Raw genomic sequence first — 21,171 nt, 5'->3', positions numbered from 1 at the left:
GAGGGAACACGATGAAGCTGCGACACGAGGCGCGGGCCGTCGCCGAGGCGGCCCTCGAGGCCGTCCGGCCCGGTCCGGCCCTGGAACGTTTTCTCGAAGGGAGGCTCTTCCCGGGGCGGGTCGTCGTCATCGCCGTCGGCAAGGCCGCCTGGCCCATGGCCGCCGTGGCCCGGAAGATCCTGGGCGATCGGGTCACGGCGGGCCTCGTCGTCACCAAAGAGGGCCACGGCGGGGGCGAGCTGGGGCCCTGGACGATCGTCGAGGCCGGTCATCCCCTGCCGGACCGCCGCTCCGAGGAGGCCGCCGCTCGCGCCCTCGACGGAGTCTCCGGCCTGGGCGAAGACGACGTGGTCCTCCTGCTCCTCTCGGGAGGCGGATCGGCCCTCATGGAAAAGCCCCTGCCCGGCCTCTCCCTCGACGACCTGGCCTCCCTGACGGATCGGCTTCTGAGGCGGGGGGCCGACATCGTCGAAATCAACAGCCTCCGCAAGCGCCTCTCGGCCGTCAAGGCCGGCCGCCTGGCCCGGGCCGCCTTTCCGGCCCAGGTCCTCACCCTGGCCCTCTCCGACGTCCTCGGCGACCGCCTCGACAGCATCGCCTCGGGCCCGGCCTGGCCCGACGGGACGACGTCGGAGGAGGCCCTCGCCGTCGCCCGGCGCTACGGCCTGGAGCTCTCCCCGGTCATGGAGGAGCGCCTGAAGGAGGAGACGGCCAAGGCTCTGCCCAACGTCGAGGGGCACGTGATCGGCGGCGTCTCCCACCTCTGCCGGGCCGCCGCCGACGAGGCCCGGCGGCGCGGATTTTCCCCCCTGCTCCTGACGACCTCCTACGACGGCGAGGCCCGCGAGCTGGGACGCCTCTTCGGCTCCGTGGCCCGCGAAATCGTCCGGTCGGGCCACCCGGTCGCCCCTCCCTGCGCCGTCCTCGTCGGCGGCGAATCGGTCGTCCACGTCCGGGGAGGAGGGCGAGGGGGGCGCAACCAGGAGTGCGCCCTCGCCGCGGCCCGCTCCCTCGACGGGATGGAGGGCGTCGCCTTCCTGGCTTTGGGCTCGGACGGCACCGACGGCCCCACCGACGCCGCGGGGGGCCTCGTCGACGGCGGCACCTGGCGGCGCCTCGCCGCGGCCGGACTGGACGGCCGGGCCCTCCTGGACGACAACGACGCCTACCGGGCCCTGGAGGCCGCAGGCGATCTTCTGCGGACGGGGCCCACGGGCACCAACGTCAACGACCTGGCTCTGCTGCTGGTGGAAGGCTGAGGGTGAAAGGCCGGATGGCCGGGCTAGAAGGGGACGCCGTCGAGGTCGATCTCTTCGTCCGTCCCTCTTCCGAGAGACTCGCCGATTCGGATGAGACGCCGGAGCATCGCCTCGACGAACTCGAGATTCTCGTCGAAATCGTCGCTGCCGTCGTCGGCGCTGTAGGCCAGACCGTCCAGAAGCGTTTCGGTGAGGGGATTGCTGCCGAGGGCGACGGCGATGCCGCAAAGCTCTTCGAGAAGGTTCTGACGCCTCCCGTCGATGAGCGCCACCTGCCAGACGGATTTTCCCATCGTTCTCTCGCCTCCCGCTAAAGCGTCCTGCAGAGATAGGGCATACAGTCTTCGAGAAGTTTCGACCGCGGCCAGACAAGCCCCGAGGGAAACCAGTGGCCGCTGAAATCGCCCCGGAGGCAGCGACGGCCGAGTTCGGCCGCCGTCGTCTCCAGGTTCTCCCAGAAAAAAAGGGGCCATCCCCAGCGGTCGCGGGATTCCTCGACGTAGAGGGGGAAGAGGACGTCTCTCATGGCCCGGCGGAAGATCTGGCGGCTCTCGGCGGAAAGGCGGCATCCGTCGATATCGGTGACGGTCATGTCCGGCAACAGGCCTTTGCGCTTCAACAGCGTCCAGAGGGGGGCCTCCACGAGCAGCGGTTTGTACAGCTCGGCCATATCGAGAGCCAGACTGTGCCTTCGGGCTCCCGGCTCGTGGAGGATCGACAGGGCCGAATGGAGATACTTCCTCTGGATGGGAGGAACGCAGAGGGAGTAGACGATGCTGTTGCCGTAGGAAAGAAAGGCGTTGATCGGGTCGCGGGGCGGGCGGCGGTTGCGCTCCTCGAAATGCCAGGGGGCCCCGAAGGCCTCCTGCCAGAGGTCGAACAGGTCGCGATGGAAGGCCCCTTCGACGCCGCGGAGGGACTCGATATCCGGGGCCTCCTCGATGGCCGGGGCCGTCCGTTTCAGGATCGCCTCGACGGGAGCCTTCGTCCAGCACTGCCAGATGCGGTAGACGGCCAGGACGCCGCGCAGCAGCCATCGGGCCGCGGCCAGCCTCTGCCCGGCGTCGTTCAGGACCCTCATCTGAGCCGACCGGAGCAGGAAAAAGGGATTCTGATCCTCGTCGGCGCCGCAGAAGAGAGAAAGATGGGGACCGCGGTAGCCGTGAAGCACCTCCAGCCCTTTCTTATCCACGGGGAAACCTCCTTTTTCGGGTCGTCGGTTCCGATGCGTCAATCGATGAAGGGGGGATAGACGACGGAACAGATGTCGCCGTAGGGACAGAAGGCGCAGCGTCGCGTCCAGGGATGGCTGACTCCCGGCCCCGGATCGGCCAGCCGCCGGTCGCCCTCGGCCGTCCGCAGAAGAAGCAGCGTGTCCCCCTCTTCGCGGCGGAGAAGGGCCATGGGCAGATCGAAGGCCCTCATCAGATGGAGCGTCGCTCCGACCCAGACGGGCAGAGGAGGAAAATCGAGGGCCCGCACGACGAGATCCCCCCTCTCCCAGGCGACGCAGAGGCGCTCCAGAGTCTCCTCGGGAGATTCCTCATCGTCGCCGCGCCACTGGAGCAGCCCCATCAGAGAGAGATTGGGCGTCAGATGATCGCCGCACTCCCAGAAATCGGCGGCCCGTCGGCAGAACAGATTCCACCCCTCGTCGAGGGCGTCAAGCAGACTCACGGATCGTCACCTCCACATTCTTGGCGGGACGGTAGATCCCGCCGGACTGGATGGCTCCCAGAAGGAGATACCCTTCCCGCAGGGCCAGACTCCTCAGGCTCCATACCCGTCCGCCGTCTCGGGCGAAGGGGCGGCGAAGATGGTCTTCCAGGAGGGGAGCCCATAAATCGGACCTGCCGGGCAGCCCGTCGCCGAAGGCTTCCACGAACGAAGGCTCGAGCAGAAAGGCTAGATCCCTCGCCAGGGGAAAAGACCGCTTCTCCGTCACCAGCGAACACCAGGGGTCGAGGGAAAGATCGCGGAAGGTGCCGATCGTCAGGGCCAGCCAGAGATCGGCGGCGATGCGGCAGCTTCGCAGAGAAAGCCCCCAGGCCTGACGGCGCGCCGCGTCGACGACCTCGACGGCTTCGAGGGCGAGCCGCAGGGGGCGCTGCGGGTAAACCCGAGCCTCCCGGTAGATGGCGAGATACCGCTCTTCCCAATGTTCCTCCTCCCCCGGGCGAAGCTGCCTCACCCAGGCCAGCCGAAACAGCATGGCCGCCTTGAGAAGGCGCAGCCCCAGCTCTCTGCGGCGATCCCCGTCGCAGAGAGCCCGGTACTGCGCGAAGGCCGTCCTTCCGGCCAGAAGGCCGTGGAAGGGCATCCAGGAACCCTCGTAGCCGTCGGGCCCGAAGGAATGGAGGGGCGTCCGCGTCTCGGCGAGAAGGCTCGCCAGAGAAGGTTCGACGGTGGCACCCGCAAGGGCGAAAAGCTCCGAAATCTGAAGCAGCGGAAGGGTCCTCACCGTCCCGTCGATACCGGTGATCCCCAGCGTGCCGTTCTTGCGGGAAAGCGTCACGGGCCGCTCGAAACAGAGAATCTGGGCCATCGTCAGCGACCTCCCTCTCGCTTCGCGCGGAGCCTCTCCGTGAAGCGCCGATAGGAACCGAAAACGGCCGAGGCGTCATCCCGGTCGGCCAGATCGAGATGTTCCAGCAGCCAGAGGGCGGTATCGCGGGCGATCGCCTCCCGTGCCGCGGACGGTTCCGGCGAATCGAGCAGCTTGCGGAAGCGCCCCTCCCAGAGGCCGTGGGGCCAGCCGTCGAGAAAACGCCCGACCTGCTCGTGAACGTACCTGTCGAGGCCGCTGCGAGGGCGCCAAAGGTGCCTCCGCCTCAGCTCCTGGGCCATCAGATGGGGGATGCGGCGGATGCAGAAAACCTTGAAATCCCGAAGCGTCATCTCCTTCGGGGGAATAGACGGTTCTTCCTTCCGAATACAGGGGAAGGTTCTTCCGGCGCAACCGAAGGAACGCGGAATCTCCCTCGACGATGTGGCTTCGTCTCTCTTCGTCGCCTCGAATACCGTCATCGCAAACCCCTCCTCACGTCGTTTCAACAGGCATCAAAAATCACGGCGGCGATTTTCGCTCAGTAAACGGCGCCCTCCGTCTTTCCCCAGGTCTCGACCTCCATGGTGAAGGGATACCTGAGTTGAAACAGATAAACGCTGTCGTAACTGGGGTCTATCAGCGGCCTCAATTGACGTTCGAGCCTGTCCGTCCCGTTCTTGCCTATTTGCCCGCAGAAAATGCTCCTCTGTAGCCAGAAGAAATTTTTCTGGAGATAACGGTAGATGGGAGGAATGCGGTCGGCGGCCGTATCGTAGGTCAAGATTAAATTGCACCTCTCGATTTTCATCGTATCCTCCTCCTCATTCGACGAGAGACCGGGGGGCCAGATCCTGGCCCAGGACGGTTCGTTTCCACGCATAAGGCGCTTCCGTGCTGATCATGAGCAGGGCATCCTTCCGGGGATCGAGAAAGCGACTCAAGTCCTCGACGATCAGACGCCGTTGGAACGGAGAAAGCTCCCCCTCGAAAACGCTCCTCTGGATCCAGAAAAGACGCCGCGACAGATAGCGATGAACCTTCGAGACGCGACACTGTCCCACGTCGTAGAAAAAGAACGTGTGCATCGGTATTCCTCCTCTTGGAATCGACAGGGTCCCGACAGGTGCCGTGACTCGCGCACGAACCAAGTCGGGTTCCGGGTGAAAGACCTCCCTTCGGGGCGAGCGGGCGCTCGAAACCCGAGATGCCACATGGACTCTTCGGAAAGGGGAAAAAGGGACAGCGGAGGTGCGGTGCCGCGGCACCTCGTGTCGTTCCTTATCGTATATATCGATTCTTTGGGTGAAGTTTTTCCCCGGAAGCTCATGACAAGAAACGGAGAAGGCCCCGACTCTCGAGAGTCGGGGCCTTCTCCGTTTCTTGTCGCGAAATTCGCCCCTCCCGCCCGTGGCCATCCTGGCCGCGGGCGGGACAGGGCCATCGTCCCGCAGGGTTTCAGCCGGAATCTCCTCGTGCGCGGCGACGGAAGCGCTTCGCCCCTCCTGGGACCGTGGCCATCGTCCCGCAGGGTCTCAGTCGGAAGCTCCTCGCGAGTGGAGGCGGAAGCGCTTCGCCTCTCCTGGGACCGTGGCCATCGTCCCGCAGGGTCTCAGTCGGAAGCTCCTCGCGAGTGGAGGCGGAAGCGCTTCGCCTCTCCTGGGACCGTGGCCATCGTCCCGCAGGGTTTCAGCCGGAATCTCCTCGCGCGCGGCGACGGAAGCGCTTCGCCCCTCCTGGGACCGTGGCCATCCTGGCCGCGGGCGGGACAGGGCCATCGTCCCGCAGGGTTTCGGCCGGAATCTCCTCGCGCGCGGCGACGGAAGCGCTTCGCCTCTCCTGGGACCGTGGCCATCCTGGCCGCGGGCGGGACAGGGCCATCGTCCCGCAGGGTTTCAGCCGGAATCTCCTCGCGAGTGGCGACGGAAGCGCTTCGCCTCTCCTGGGACCGTGGCCATCCTGGCCGCGGGCGGGACAGGGTCATCGTCCCGCGGGGTTTCAGCCGGAATCTCCTCGCGCGCGGCGACGGAAGTGCTTTGCCTCTCCTGGGACCGTGGCCATCCTGGCCGCGGGCGGGACGGGGTCATCGTCTCACAGGGTTTCAGCCGGAATCTCCTCGCGAGTGGCGACGGAAGCGCTTCAACCCTCCTGGGACCGCAACGGTGCGATTTGAATAACATGGCAAGGCCGAAAGGTGTCCGGTCCCACAGTTTCAATCCCGCAACGGTGCGATTTGAATGGGTACTTCTGATGACGGCAAGACGATAGGGCGGTTTCAATCCCGCAACGGTGCGATTTGAATGTGGTTGAGATGGCATGGTACAAGGTTGTGTGTCCGTTTCAATCCCGCAACGGTGCGATTTGAATTAACCTGCGCGCCAAGCGCCTGCGGACCGAGCCCGTTTCAATCCCGCAACGGTGCGATTTGAATACGATGTGTCCACGCCTCCCCGCGACACGGAGGAGGTTTCAATCCCGCAACGGTGCGATTTGAATCTCGCGGAAGCTAGCGAGGAAGCGGCAGAGCAGGTTTCAATCCCGCAACGGTGCGATTTGAATCCCGAAAGGGGCAGAGAATCATCGTCGGCAGGCGGTTTCAATCCCGCAACGGTGCGATTTGAATTAGGACGTGGCGAAGAAGGCCCTTGAGGCCCACTGTTTCAATCCCGCAACGGTGCGATTTGAATAACAGGGAAAGAGGAGGAAGAAAAAATGAACGGTTTCAATCCCGCAACGGTGCGATTTGAATCCTGATCGGCACCCTGATCTGCGTCTCCCCGTTTCGTTTCAATCCCGCAACGGTGCGATTTGAATTATCCCGCAACGGTACGATTTGAATTCTTGACGTTCGTCGATCTCCCCCCGATGGGGGAGTTTCAATCCCGCAACGGTGCGATTTGAATGAGCGTGCGGCGGAGAGGGAAAAGCAGCGCCAGTTTCAATCCCGCAACGGTGCGATTTGAATTGGAACAGATGGCGGAGGCTTTCGGAGGCGAGTTTCAATCCCGCAACGGTGCGATTTGAATCTCGAAGAATTAACGTTGTTATCACTGACCTCGAGTTTCAATCCCGCAACGGTGCGATTTGAATATGCTTGCAGATTTGGATGGCTCGCCGGAAAAAGTTTCAATCCCGCAACGGTGCGATTTGAATTGGAACAGATGGCGGAGGCTTTCGGAGGCGAGTTTCAATCCCGCAACGGTGCGATTTGAATCTCGAAGAATTAACGTTGTTATCACTGACCTCGAGTTTCAATCCCGCAACGGTGCGATTTGAATCCACGTGACCGGAAATACCCGGGAAGAGTGGAGCGTTTCAATCCCGCAACGGTGCGATTTGAATCCCGTCGAAGGAGAGAAAAAATACAGGTTCGGCGTTTCAATCCCGCAACGGTGCGATTTGAATCACGAGCGAGCAGCTCGTGGCTGGGGTCGTCGAGTTTCAATCCCGCAACGGTGCGATTTGAATAACTTCAGGGAAGCAGTAAAGAAGATCAAAAATAGTTTCAATCCCGCAACGGTGCGATTTGAATGGAAGGGGTAAGTAAAATGATTTACCACTCTGTTGTTTCAATCCCGCAACGGTGCGATTTGAATCCGTCGTCGCGGTGATTCTCCGCGATCCGGGCGCGTTTCAATCCCGCAACGGTGCGATTTGAATGGCGAGTGGGCGTTTTGGAGCTACGACGGTGGTTTCAATCCCGCAACGGTGCGATTTGAATGAGGCGACACGGGAGGTGCGGCAGCGGGAGCCGGTTTCAATCCCGCAACGGTGCGATTTGAATCATCACGAGATCGACCCCCGCGACTCTGGAGTTTCAATCCCGCAACGGTGCGATTTGAATGATTTTAGGCCTAATACGGAGGAGGGAGTAGGTTTCAATCCCGCAACGGTGCGATTTGAATAGCAGCCCGTCGCCATGATCGGGGGGGCCATGGTTTCAATCCCGCAACGGTGCGATTTGAATGAGGTCGACCGTCAGGAGCTTAGCAGGCTCGTTTCAATCCCGCAACGGTGCGATTTGAATGGCCCCGGATGGAGCTACTGCATGGCAGCCCCATGTTTCAATCCCGCAACGGTGCGATTTGAATTGGAAAAGGCCCTTGGAAACAAGGGCATTGCGTCGTTTCAATCCCGCAACGGTGCGATTTGAATGTAGAGCGATGATAGACCTCCTGATACAGACCGTTTCAATCCCGCAACGGTGCGATTTGAATTTGAGATGGCATGGTACAACGTGACTTGCCCTCAATGTTTCAATCCCGCAACGGTGCGATTTGAATGCGACCGGTAACCTGTACAACCGGGAACTTCAGCGTTTCAATCCCGCAACGGTGCGATTTGAATTACCGCCCTTTCTCGGTGGGAGCGTGGGACGACCGTTTCAATCCCGCAACGGTGCGATTTGAATGGTCGCTCTCGCAGCCCTTGCTCAGGGCTGCGGTTTCAATCCCGCAACGGTGCGATTTGAATCCCCGGTTGACGGGGTTTACTACGCGCACGGCAGTTTCAATCCCGCAACGGTGCGATTTGAATGTTGGCGTGGGAGAATTCCCACTCCAGACGCCTGTTTCAATCCCGCAACGGTGCGATTTGAATTCGCCCCGACTGCGGAGGTGGTAACCGAATACCAGTTTCAATCCCGCAACGGTGCGATTTGAATGACCGAATCCCGGTGATCGTAATCGAGATCACCGAGTTTCAATCCCGCAACGGTGCGATTTGAATGGGGCCGTTCGGCAGAGGGCGCGGCAAATCGCGTTTCAATCCCGCAACGGTGCGATTTGAATCGGTCGACCTCAGAGAGGTCGAACGTCAGGAGGTTCAATCCCGCAACGGTGCGATTTGAATCCGCCGGGGTCGTCGATCTTCCGGCCACCGAAGTTTCAATCCCGCAACGGTGCGATTTGAATCCGAACCGACCGAGAAGGGCCTCGTACAGGCCCGTTTCAATCCCGCAACGGTGCGATTTGAATCACAATGCCCAACGATAGTGTCCGTATCGCCACTGTTTCAATCCCGCAACGGTGCGATTTGAATCAGGAGCTGGCTGAGCTGCTCACGTTCGACAGGAGTTTCAATCCCGCAACGGTGCGATTTGAATTTGATGGCATGGGGCATCCGCCCCGTGTACGCCGGGTTTCAATCCCGCAACGGTGCGATTTGAATCCTCGCGGCGGGCGTAACGAGGCGTGTTGGCGTTTCAATCCCGCAACGGTGCGATTTGAATGCCGCCGGGGTCGTCGACCTCTCTGAGGTCGAAGTTTCAATCCCGCAACGGTGCGATTTGAATCTAATGGGGTCTCTGGAAAAGGCCCTAGTAGAGGTTTCAATCCCGCAACGGTGCGATTTGAATGAGATGGCCGGGCAGAAATACGACGAACACGGGTTTCAATCCCGCAACGGTGCGATTTGAATGCGACCTCTGGATGTTGGCCGCCTTCCGTGCGGGTTTCAATCCCGCAACGGTGCGATTTGAATGGGGAACTTGACAATTTAGGGGCCGGCCCCGGTGTTTCAATCCCGCAACGGTGCGATTTGAATGCCATCTGGGCGCGGTTTGGCCCCGACGGGCGCGTTTCAATCCCGCAACGGTGCGATTTGAATCAGGCCCTTCTCACGTTCTCCGATCTCCCCTCGCGTTTCAATCCCGCAACGGTGCGATTTGAATCAGGCCCTTCTCACGTTCTCCGATCTCCCCTCGCGTTTCAATCCCGCAACGGTGCGATTTGAATAGTCACGCCACGGTGTTTTCTGCCGCTGACGTCCAGTTTCAATCCCGCAACGGTGCGATTTGAATTCCGTCCGGGAGTCGGTCGAAACGACCGACTCCGGTTTCAATCCCGCAACGGTGCGATTTGAATGGATGGAGCTACTGCATGGCAGCCCCATCCGGGGGTTTCAATCCCGCAACGGTGCGATTTGAATCTGGGGAGGCGCAGGCCAAACCGGGTACGCGACGAGTTTCAATCCCGCAACGGTGCGATTTGAATATGGGGGGCGAAGGGCTTGGGCTCGTCGAGGTGACGTTTCAATCCCGCAACGGTGCGATTTGAATCAGCACCCCGCCACGGCTGAACAGGTCGCGGCGTTTCAATCCCGCAACGGTGCGATTTGAATGGTGCCCCATGTTCATTCGCTGGGGCCACCCGGCGTTTCAATCCCGCAACGGTGCGATTTGAATGCAGATCGCCGAGCTCGCCCTCGCCGTCGCCATGCGGTTTCAATCCCGCAACGGTGCGATTTGAATCGACGGGACGGTGCGGAAGACCGCAGTCTTCCGCGTTTCAATCCCGCAACGGTGCGATTTGAATAAGGACTAGCCGAATAGGCGGGGCCATTTTGGGTTTCAATCCCGCAACGGTGCGATTTGAATTGTATGCCTTCTCGCTCCGGGAGTCGGTCGAAACGTTTCAATCCCGCAACGGTGCGATTTGAATGGGAGCTCCGTGGGTAATGGGGCCTTTAGAAAAGTTTCAATCCCGCAACGGTGCGATTTGAATGCAGTACGCTGGCCCGAACGGCAGCATCTATGTCGTTTCAATCCCGCAACGGTGCGATTTGAATTACTGGGCCACCCACGAGCACCTTGACGATCGCAGTTTCAATCCCGCAACGGTGCGATTTGAATTCGAGAGGATCGCCCGTCACAACGACGACGGGCGGGTTTCAATCCCGCAACGGTGCGATTTGAATCCTGGCCGCGCTCGAGGTTTTGAGCCTGGCCAACGTGGTTTCAATCCCGCAACGGTGCGATTTGAATCGGAGGTGAGGCGCTATGAGACTGACCCCGAGGTTTCAATCCCGCAACGGTGCGATTTGAATTCCCTGTTGCGAACTCTCGTAGCGTTTCAGAGGTTTCAATCCCGCAACGGTGCGATTTGAATCAGCTGGCCCTGCGGGCCTGTCTGGCCCTGGGTTTCAATCCCGCAACGGTGCGATTTGAATTGGAGCGGACGCAAACGCTGCTGAGAGAGATAGTTTCAATCTCGCAACGGTGCGATTTGAATCAGGAGCTAAAGAAAATCCGCATCGATCGAGTTTCAATCCCGCAACGGTGCGATTTGAATGCAGATTGCAGAGATAGTTCGTCAGAAACGGAAGGTTTCAATCCCGCAACGGTGCGATTTGAATGCGCCCGCGGGGGAAGAGATGGATTTCCCGTTTCGTTTCAATCCCGCAACGGTGCGATTTGAATTTGGGTGGTCTGTAGAGATAGCTCAAACGGAAAAAGTTTCAATCCCGCAACGGTGCGATTTGAATTTGCAATTGATGATCAGGAGCATAAACTTTACATAGTTTCAATCCCGCAACGGTGCGATTTGAATTTACTCTAGTCTTTGTTCTAATTTTCATGATCAGTTTCAATCCCGCAACGGTGCGATTTGAATTAGGGCAGCATACGACACAAGATTGTCGGTGCTGTTTCAATCCCGCAACGGTGCGATTTGAATGACATCTGGGGGCTCATCGCGCGCCTTCAGAAGACAGTTTCAATCCCGCAACGGTGCGATTTGAATGCGGCGACGTAGAGGGGGTCATCGTCGTACAGGTTTCAATCCCGCAACGGTGCGATTTGAATGGCCTTAATGTGTCTTGCCTGTAATTAATATATGTTTCAATCCCGCAACGGTGCGATTTGAATGTATGCCGTGGCCCAGACATCGCCTCGCAGGGGATGTTTCAATCCCGCAACGGTGCGATTTGAATCGGGACGAGATGAAGCAAACGGTTGCGGAGCTGGTTTCAATCCCGCAACGGTGCGATTTGAATCCGAGGCCCTCGCCTGATTCGAATCGCACCTTGAGTTTCAATCCCGCAACGGTGCGATTTGAATGGGAGACCATGGAGACTCTCCTGCGCGCCGAGCAGGTTTCAATCCCGCAACGGTGCGATTTGAATCGCTGCGCTATCGAGACGAAAAGGCCGCCGCCAAGTTTTAATCCCGCAACGGTGCGATTTGAATTGCTGTCCGCCGTCGAAATCGCGGGGGACGACGTTTCAATCCCGCAACGGTGCGATTTGAATCCGACCTCTCCGGAGGATTTCGCCGGGTCACGGCGGTTTCAATCCCGCAACGGTGCGATTTGAATCCGAGGCCCTCGCCTGATTCGAATCGCACCTTGAGCTTCAATCCCGCAACGGTGCGATTTGAATGGGAGACCATGGAGACTCTCCTGCGCGCCGAGCAGGTTTCAATCCCGCAACGGTGCGATTTGAATTACCTCTCCCGGCTACGAGAGGGCCTGCGCGAGGGTTTCAATCCCGCAACGGTGCGATTTGAATAACAGCTACAGCGCAATGCGGGTTTTCGGCTACGGTTTCAATCCCGCAACGGTGCGATTTGAATCGAAAGCGAGGAAAGTCTTGGCTTTACGCTGTTGTTTCAATCCCGCAACGGTGCGATTTGAATTGTACGCCTTCTCGCTCCGGGAGAGAGTTGAAGTTTCAATCCCGCAACGGTGCGATTTGAATTCGTCCGCGTCCCCGGTGGCGTCGTCCGCATCCCGTTTCAATCCCGCAACGGTGCGATTTGAATGAATGGACATCGGCGCCCGAATCGCGGCCTTAAGTTTCAATCCCGCAACGGTGCGATTTGAATTCAGAAGGAGAAGAGGCTTAACCCAAGCCCAGCGTTTCAATCCCGCAACGGTGCGATTTGAATTATTCGGAAAATACGATCTGGCGTTGGGAAAAGTTTCAATCCCGCAACGGTGCGATTTGAATCATTGGCCGTGGAGATCGGGACGGAGCGTCCTTGTTTCAATCCCGCAACGGTGCGATTTGAATTGGTCTTGGATGGGAGGTGATGAGCATGGAGGTTTCAATCCCGCAACGGTGCGATTTGAATGAGGCCCGGGACGCGATCGACGACCTTCTGTCGGTTTCAATCCCGCAACGGTGCGATTTGAATGGTGAATAGACTTAGGTATTTGCGGGTAGCGGCCGTTTCAATCCCGCAACGGTGCGATTTGAATTAATCTCAAGGAAATGAGGCAAAGGCGGGGTTGTTTCAATCCCGCAACGGTGCGATTTGAATATAGAGAAGGATCGATTCTCGCTTGAAGCGGGGTTTCAATCCCGCAACGGTGCGATTTGAATGAAAATCCGCATCGATCGAGGTTTTTCTACAGTTGTTTCAATCCCGCAACGGTGCGATTTGAATAAAGGGGAGCGAGCACATGGAAATGACCGATCGTTTCAATCCCGCAACGGTGCGATTTGAATTTCCGTCAGCCTCACCCGAATGAAGGGGTCGGATTGTTTCAATACCGCAACGGTGCGATTTGAATGTGAAGTACGCCGTCAAGCCTGTGTACCCCAAGAGGTTTCAATCCCGCAACGGTGCGATTTGAATTGCCCAGCAAGGTGCATGACACAAGATATGTCGTTTCAATCCCGCAACGGTGCGATTTGAATCACTACAATATGCACTCCCGTCAGGCCTGGACGTTTCAATCCCGCAACGGTGCGATTTGAATGCCCTCGTTCTCGACGTATGTCAGAGGGCGGTTTCGTTTCAATCCCGCAACGGTGCGATTTGAATGACTCCCAGAAGAAACCTGTCGACAACCAATGGTTTCAATCCCGCAACGGTGCGATTTGAATCGAGGCGGCGCAGCAATCCGGCGGGGAGAGCAGTTTCAATCCCGCAACGGTGCGATTTGAATCATGGCGACGGCGAACATCCAGATCATCGAATCGTTTCAATCCCGCAACGGTGCGATTTGAATCGGGGTAATCGCGTCAGTAATAACTTCCGCCCCGGGGTTTCAATCCCGCAACGGTGCGATTTGAATTCGCAATCCACGTCTGAACGCTCAGGTGGCGCTCGTTTCAATCCCGCAACGGTGCGATTTGAATCGGAGAACAAAGAAGACCGGATTGTTGAGGTCGTTTCAATCCCGCAACGGTGCGATTTGAATATTGTTGAGGTCGCCTGTTGCCTGCTCGCCGCCGGTTTCAATCCCGCAACGGTGCGATTTGAATTACACTCGATGGGAAAAAAACATAGACCCTCGGCTGTTTCAATCCCGCAACGGTGCGATTTGAATTTTGGGAACAACCAAGAACACGGTTTGGCGATGGGTTTCAATCCCGCAACGGTGCGATTTGAATGCAAGCCTTAGGAAACAAGGGCTTGCTCCCCGTGTGTTTCAATCCCGCAACGGTGCGATTTGAATAGATGAGCGCAATCAGCTGGAGGCAACATCATCAAGTTTCAATCCCGCAACGGTGCGATTTGAATAAGGGCGACCGGAGGTTCTCGTGCAACTCGGCGGTTTCAATCCCGCAACGGTGCGATTTGAATATGTGGTTGATGGCCCCTCTGGAGCAAGCCTTAGGGTTTCAATCCCGCAACGGTGCGATTTGAATCCGTTGGGAGACCGTGGTGCGGGAGTACCGGAGGGTTTCAATCCCGCAACGGTGCGATTTGAATTCCCCTACGGGGAGGCTGCCGACAGGCTGATGTTTCAATCCCGCAACGGTGCGATTTGAATCGGCGACGAGGATAAATGCCCGTGCGGCCTCTCCCGTTTCAATCCCGCAACGGTGCGATTTGAATCGTGAGTCAGGCCGTGAGCGGGCTGGATGAAGAGTTTCAATCCCGCAACGGTGCGATTTGAATGAAGGGTACCGTTGGGAAACAGTGGTGCGGGAGTAGTTTCAATCCCGCAACGGTGCGATTTGAATCTCCCGTTTTTCATTGTTTTACCAGCTATTCGTTTCAATCCCGCAACGGTGCGATTTGAATTTGCGCATGGAGGGAGGGATAATTTTGGACTCTTGTTTCAATCCCGCAACGGTGCGATTTGAATTCGGGAAAGAGTAGGTATGACGCAGTCGCAGCTTGGTTTCAATCCCGCAACGGTGCGATTTGAATTTTGGTGGTGGTTCCATGGAGAGGCTGCAAGACTGTTTCAATCCCGCAACGGTGCGATTTGAATCGCGGCGGGGGTCGTCGACCTCAACGAGGTCGACGTTTCAATCCCGCAACGGTGCGATTTGAATGATCTCCCCCATCAGGGGGAGGTCGCCCGGCGGGTTTCAATCCCGCAACGGTGCGATTTGAATGAAAATAGCCTGGGAGATGGCCGAGAAGGCCATCGTTTCAATCCCGCAACGGTGCGATTTGAATTGCGGAGCTCGCCATCGCCGTCGCGCATGGCGGTTTCAATCCCGCAACGGTGCGATTTGAATGATGGCCCCTCTGGAGCAAGCCCTTGTTTCCGTTTCAATCCCGCAACGGTGCGATTTGAATGCCGGCGAGCTCGTCGAGTTGGAGCGCCAATTGCGTTTCAATCCCGCAACGGTGCGATTTGAATTGAAAATAGCGCTCGCTCCGCTCCGGGGAAAAAGTTTCAATCCCGCAACGGTGCGATTTGAATACGGAGGTCCGTAAATATGAGGGACTGTCGTCGTTTCAATCCCGCAACGGTGCGATTTGAATTTCGGGCCGCTGCAAAAAAAAGGCCCCCTGAGGTTTCAATCCCGCAACGGTGCGATTTGAATCTTTCCGGAATAAATGAATTAAAAAGGTCGAAAGTTTCAATCCCGCAACGGTGCGATTTGAATGGCGGGAAGACCGCGTCTATTCCTTGGTCGAAATGTTTCAATCCCGCAACGGTGCGATTTGAATATATGGGGTGGCCGATCCCGCTCGTATTTGCGGTTTCAATCCCGCAACGGTGCGATTTGAATCTGACAGGGCACTCGGAGACGCTCCTCTCCGGGTTTCAATCCCGCAACGGTGCGATTTGAATTTTGAAGTCTCTCTAATTGAGACCTCAAAAGCGGGAGTTTCAATCCCGCAACGGTGCGATTTGAATCCGCACCCGTCTCAGACCCACAAATTAAGAGAGTTTCAATCCCGCAACGGTGCGATTTGAATGCTGACAGGGCACTCGGAGACGCTCCTCTCCGGAGCGGTTTCAATCCCGCAACGGTGCGATTTGAATTGATGTAGCCCACTTACTGCAATTGCCTGTAGATGTTTCAATCCCGCAACGGTGCGATTTGAATTTTCTTTTTTTATTATTTCTTTTTCTTTCATTCAGTTTCAATCCCGCAACGGTGCGATTTGAATGCGTCGTTGCGCTCTGACATCGCCGACACTCGTAGTTTCAATCCCGCAACGGTGCGATTTGAATATACTCCCAACAGGGTATACATATGGCCTTAAGGTTTCAATCCCGCAACGGTGCGATTTGAATAAATAGCTAAAACAGAAAAAGAAGCTGAGTTTTGTTTCAATCCCGCAACGGTGCGATTTGAATTCATCGCCATGATCGGAGGGGCCATGTGGTTGAGTTTCAATCCCGCAACGGTGCGATTTGAATCCGGCGGGCTCGCGAAATTGCGGAGCTCGCCATCGGTTTCAATCCCGCAACGGTGCGATTTGAATGCATTTGTGGAGAAGATCGGGGCCGAGGGGATGGGTTTCAATCCCGCAACGGTGCGATTTGAATAACCGAATACCGTCTCCTGCCTCGCCGTCGGGGGTTTCAATCCCGCAACGGTGCGATTTGAATGTGGGTCGCGGCCAAGGATGTGTGTGAGGTGTTGGAGTTTCAATCCCGCAACGGTGCGATTTGAATGCAGCAGCCTAGAGGAGGCCATCAGCGCCTCCAGTTTCAATCCCGCAACGGTGCGATTTGAATTCCGCGCTGCCGGAAATATAGAGGGATGGTAGGTTTCAATCCCGCAACGGTGCGATTTGAATAGTTGTTTCAGGCCGAGCGAGTCGATTTTCAGTTTCAATCCCGCAACGGTGCGATTTGAATGGAAGCGGCTGCGCGGACGGCTGATGTGGTTGGGTTTCAATCCCGCAACGGTGCGATTTGAATTGCGGCGCCTGACGAGACCGGGGCCGCGGAAGCGTTTCAATCCCGCAACGGTGCGATTTGAATTTTATTCAATTAAATAAATGAAAACGCCTGTCGGTTTCAATCCCGCAACGGTGCGATTTGAATGACGGCAAGGCCAGCCCGGAGCGGCTGGCCCGTTTCAATCCCGCAACGGTGCGATTTGAATCAGGATACGAGCAGAAATGTCTCAGGAGGGGCGTTTCAATCCCGCAACGGTGCGATTTGAATACGAGAGGGAGCGTATCAACGAGTACACAGGAGTTTCAATCCCGCAACGGTGCGATTTGAATAAAATGAAATGGTTTCTACTAGGTACCGCCATTAGTTTCAATCCCGCAACGGTGCGATTTGAATCGGTGTGTCAGGGCACTCTGGAGACATTGGCGCGTTTCAATCCCGCAACGGTGCGATTTGAATTGTCAATGGGAATGTGCTCCGAGCCAAACTGGACGAGTTTCAATCCCGCAACGGTGCGATTTGAATTTTGAGAGCTAGAGAAAATAATCTTGTTTATGTTTCAATCCCGCAACGGTGCGATTTGAATAACGTCGACGAATTAGTATCTATATTGATGGTAGTTTCAATCCCGCAACGGTGCGATTTGAATTGGGGCCGCTGCAAAAAAAGGCCCCCTGAGGAAGTTTCAATCCCGCAACGGTGCGATTTGAATCTGGTGGAGACGGGAATTGTTCCCGTCTTTGCCTTGTTTCAATCCCGCAACGGTGCGATTTGAATCAGCGAGCTCGGCAGATCGCCGAGCTCGCGGTCAGTTTCAATCCCGCAACGGTGCGATTTGAATGGCACCAGGGTTGGGTCGAATCAGAGGTCGCCGGGTTTCAATCCCGCAACGGTGCGATTTGAATCGTCGAGGCCCCGGTTGCCATGATCGGGGGGGGCGTTTCAATCCCGCAACGGTGCGATTTGAATCGGGGGGGGCCTGTGGTTAATGGGCTCCCTCGAAAAGGTTTCAATCCCGCAACGGTGCGATTTGAATGGCACCGGGGTTGGGTTGAGTCAGAGGTCGCCGGGTTTCAATCCCGCAACGGTGCGATTTGAATGGCCCCTGGAAAAGGCCTTGGTAGAGACGGGAATGTTTCAATCCCGCAACGGTGCGATTTGAATATTAAGTTTGTAACATTTGATATTGCGGGAACTCAGTTTCAATCCCGCAACGGTGCGATTTGAATCTCGCTCCGCTCCGAGAACGCAGGAGGGAAATAGTTTCAATCCCGCAACGGTGCGATTTGAATATGGCCCCTCTAGAAGACGCATTAATAACACGGGGTTTCAATCCCGCAACGGTGCGATTTGAATGTTTGTAACATTTGATATTGCGGGAACTCAGAGGTTTCAATCCCGCAACGGTGCGATTTGAATGCCGAGCTCGCGGTCATCACCGCCTGCGAGCTCGGTGTTTCAATCCCGCAACGGTGCGATTTGAATAGCCTAGGTTGATGTGCCTGTAATGCTAATATTAGTTTCAATCCCGCAACGGTGCGATTTGAATTGGGTCGAATCAGAGGTCGCAGGCGGCGACCTCTGGGTTTCAATCCCGCAACGGTGCGATTTGAATGGGGCCAGCCTGGAGCGACTGGCTCTGGCGAAGGTTTCAATCCCGCAACGGTGCGATTTGAATTAAATAATGTCTAGCTACAGTTAAATTTCCAAGTTTCAATCCCGCAACGGTGCGATTTGAATCTATTATACCATATTTGTAGATTAACCTCAAAGTTTCAATCCCGCAACGGTGCGATTTGAATGCCGGCGTGGGAAAAATAGAAACGGAAATAAGTTTCAATCCCGCAACGGTGCGATTTGAATCGCTACGGGGCCGTCCTCCAACGAGCTCGGCAGAGTTTCAATCCCGCAACGGTGCGATTTGAATCTGTTTTCCGGCACCAAGGGTGGGTGGAGTCAGTTTCAATCCCGCAACGGTGCGATTTGAATTCCAACGAGCTCGGCAGATCGCCGAGCTCGCTGTCGTTTCAATCCCGCAACGGTGCGATTTGAATTGCTCCCTTGAGAAGGCCTTAGTGGAGGCGGTGTTTCAATCCCGCAACGGTGCGATTTGAATTGTGCCTGTAATGTTAATATTACAGGCATTTGCCGGGTTTCAATCCCGCAACGGTGCGATTTGAATTAATATTACAGGCATTTGCCGGCGTGGGAAAAGTTTCAATCCCGCAACGGTGCGATTTGAATGAAGAACCTTGACAATTAAGGGAGGCGGCTCCGTTTCAATCCCGCAACGGTGCGATTTGAATTGGCGGGAGTGGTAGACCTCCCTGAGGTCTACCGGTTTCAATCCCGCAACGGTGCGATTTGAATATTTTGAACCTCACGCAACACCCCGCCACGGGGTTTCAATCCCGCAACGGTGCGATTTGAATCAACGGCGCTGCGATCCTGAAAAACCGGGCTCGTTTCAATCCCGCAACGGTGCGATTTGAATGAGGAAGGAAGGGTAAAAAAGATGAGAGTTTCCGTTTCAATCCCGCAACGGTGCGATTTGAATCGGCGCTTATTCGAAATTGAAACGTCGCGTGCCCTGTTTCAATCCCGCAACGGTGCGATTTGAATTTTAGTTTGGGCGCCTGAGCAGACTCCGAATTTTGAGTTTCAATCCCGCAACGGTGCGATTTGAATCACATAGCCTAGGTCGATGTGCCTGTAATATTAAGTTTCAATCCCGCAACGGTGCGATTTGAATAAAAAATGACAACGAAAACAAAAAAAGCAGGAAAGTTTCAATCCCGCAACGGTGCGATTTGAATCAGCTCTATGATCAGGTTTGACTTAGCCTGATCGTTTCAATCCCGCAACGGTGCGATTTGAATCGAAGCTCCGATTGCTATGATCGGGGGAGCCCTGTTTCAATCCCGCAACGGTGCGATTTGAATGAGACGCTCCCGGATGGAAGTGTCCGGAAAACAGGTTTCAATCCCGCAACGGTGCGATTTGAATCACCGGCGATCTCTGGATGCTGGCTGCTTTCCGGAGGTTTCAATCCCGCAACGGTGCGATTTGAATGCCCTGTGGTTAATGGGTTCCCTTGAGAAGGCCCTGTTTCAATCCCGCAACGGTGCGATTTGAATCTGGCGGGCGTGGTAGACCTCCCTGAGGTCTAGTTTCAATCCCGCAACGGTGCGATTTGAATGTCGCCGCCTGCGAGCTCGACGCCGCCTGCGGCGTTTCAATCCCGCAACGGTGCGATTTGAATCTGGCGGGCGTGGTAGACCTCCCTGAGGTCTACCGGTTTCAATCCCGCAACGGTGCGATTTGAATCCTGTACGACCAATGTTGACGAGCTAGTATCTATAGTTTCAATCCCGCAACGGTGCGATTTGAATGAGCTCACTGAGCTCCTGACGTTCGTCGAACGTCCCGTTTCAATCCCGCAACGGTGCGATTTGAATCTGGCGGGCGTGGTAGACCTCAGGGAGGTCTACCGCGTTTCAATCCCGCAACGGTGCGATTTGAATAACGGACATGGAGTTGGTGCAAATCGAATCGGTTTCAATCCCGCAACGGTGCGATTTGAATGGGGAAGGGGAAGATCGTTATCTGCCTCTGATCCCCGTTTCAATCCCGCAACGGTGCGATTTGAATGGCCTGCGCGTCTACTACCGAGAGCAGGCGGGGTTTCAATCCCGCAACGGTGCGATTTGAATCCTGTGCCGCCGAGGCGATGACACCATCGCCGGTTTCAATCCCGCAACGGTGCGATTTGAATAAACAGCCCTGGCGGAGGTGGGAATTATTCCGTTTCAATCCCGCAACGGTGCGATTTGAATGTGTATACCCTGTTGGAAGTATACACGTAGCCTAGGTTTCAATCCCGCAACGGTGCGATTTGAATTGAAAATAGCGCGCGCTCCGCTCCGAGAGCGCGGTTTCAATCCCGCAACGGTGCGATTTGAATGGCACCAAGGGTGGGTAGAAGCAGAGGTCGCCGTTTCAATCCCGCAACGGTGCGATTTGAATACCGCGGACGGGACTGTCCGGAAGACGGCTGTCGTTTCAATCCCGCAACGGTGCGATTTGAATTACGCGGCGGAGGAGGTTTTTTTGGAGCTGGCTGTTTCAATCCCGCAACGGTGCGATTTGAATTTGCCGCCTGGAAACAGGTGGCTCTCGCGGCGCTGTTTCAATCCCGCAACGGTGCGATTTGAATTGGCCGGAGAAAGCCCTTGCCGCCGCCGCCGAAGTTTCAATCCCGCAACGGTGCGATTTGAATATATTCTGAACTCCTTTACGGGAGCACTGCTGAAGTTTCAATCCCGCAACGGTGCGATTTGAATGATACCCTGGGACGAGATGGAGATTTCGGTGCACCCGTTTCAATCCCGCAACGGTGCGATTTGAATTAGCTGTATGATAAATAAGGTGACATCCTCCCCGTTTCAATCCCGCAACGGTGCGATTTGAATTACGACGGGGAGGCCGTCGTCGACCTACGGGACGTTTCAATCCCGCAACGGTGCGATTTGAATCTTGA

The 21,171-nt window shown here is 56.6% G+C and carries 8 protein-coding genes and 1 CRISPR repeat array (1 of these 9 only partly in view); of the genes, 1 reads left to right on the top strand and 7 read right to left on the bottom strand.

What is annotated here, in order from left to right:
* Positions 1-11 precede the first annotated feature (11 nt).
* Positions 12-1,259: a glycerate kinase type-2 family protein gene (locus KAR29_RS12720; protein WP_274373364.1), complete on the top strand. Its 1,248-nt coding sequence runs from the start codon at positions 12-14 to the stop codon at positions 1,257-1,259.
* Positions 1,260-1,282: 23 nt separating this feature from the next.
* On the opposite strand, the gene KAR29_RS12715 is transcribed toward KAR29_RS12720, so the two are convergent.
* The 7 genes from KAR29_RS12715 to cas2 form a co-directional block, all read right to left on the bottom strand.
* Positions 1,283-1,552, bottom strand: a complete 270-nt coding sequence (locus KAR29_RS12715; protein WP_274373363.1) for a hypothetical protein — start codon at positions 1,550-1,552, stop codon at positions 1,283-1,285.
* A 17-nt stretch (positions 1,553-1,569) separates the two neighbouring features.
* Complete coding sequence (cas1, locus tag KAR29_RS12710) at positions 1,570-2,451, bottom strand: CRISPR-associated endonuclease Cas1 (RefSeq protein ID WP_274373362.1); 882 nt, start codon at positions 2,449-2,451, stop codon at positions 1,570-1,572.
* A gap of 38 nt (positions 2,452-2,489) precedes the next feature.
* Positions 2,490-2,936, bottom strand: coding sequence for a hypothetical protein (locus tag KAR29_RS12705; protein ID WP_274373361.1), 447 nt, complete (start codon positions 2,934-2,936; stop codon positions 2,490-2,492).
* Positions 2,923-3,804 carry a CRISPR-associated endonuclease Cas1 gene (locus KAR29_RS12700; protein WP_274373360.1) on the bottom strand — a complete coding sequence of 294 codons (882 nt, stop codon included), beginning with the start codon at positions 3,802-3,804 and terminating at the stop codon, positions 2,923-2,925. Before KAR29_RS12700 ends, KAR29_RS12705 begins: the two co-directional genes overlap by 14 nt.
* Positions 3,805-3,806: 2 nt before the next feature.
* Complete coding sequence (locus KAR29_RS12695) at positions 3,807-4,157, bottom strand: hypothetical protein (protein WP_274373359.1); 351 nt, start codon at positions 4,155-4,157, stop codon at positions 3,807-3,809.
* A gap of 188 nt (positions 4,158-4,345) precedes the next feature.
* A complete protein-coding gene (locus tag KAR29_RS12690; RefSeq protein WP_274373358.1) occupies positions 4,346-4,615 on the bottom strand; it encodes a CRISPR-associated endonuclease Cas2 in 270 nt (89 codons plus the stop codon).
* A gap of 13 nt (positions 4,616-4,628) precedes the next feature.
* The gene (cas2, locus tag KAR29_RS12685) at positions 4,629-4,892 is read right to left on the bottom strand and encodes a CRISPR-associated endonuclease Cas2 (protein WP_274373357.1); all 264 of its coding nucleotides are present in this window, start codon (positions 4,890-4,892) and stop codon (positions 4,629-4,631) included.
* A 1,121-nt stretch (positions 4,893-6,013) separates the two neighbouring features.
* Positions 6,014-21,171: direct repeats of the CRISPR family, unit length 30 nt; unit sequence GTTTCAATCCCGCAACGGTGCGATTTGAAT; it runs 1,822 nt beyond the window's last position.

This window comes from Aminithiophilus ramosus, from assembly GCF_018069705.1.
Classification (GTDB): Bacteria; Synergistota; Synergistia; order Synergistales; family Aminithiophilaceae; genus Aminithiophilus; species Aminithiophilus ramosus.
The sequence above is the reverse complement of the archived record's forward strand: the minus strand, read 5'-3'. Positions and strand labels throughout refer to the sequence as shown.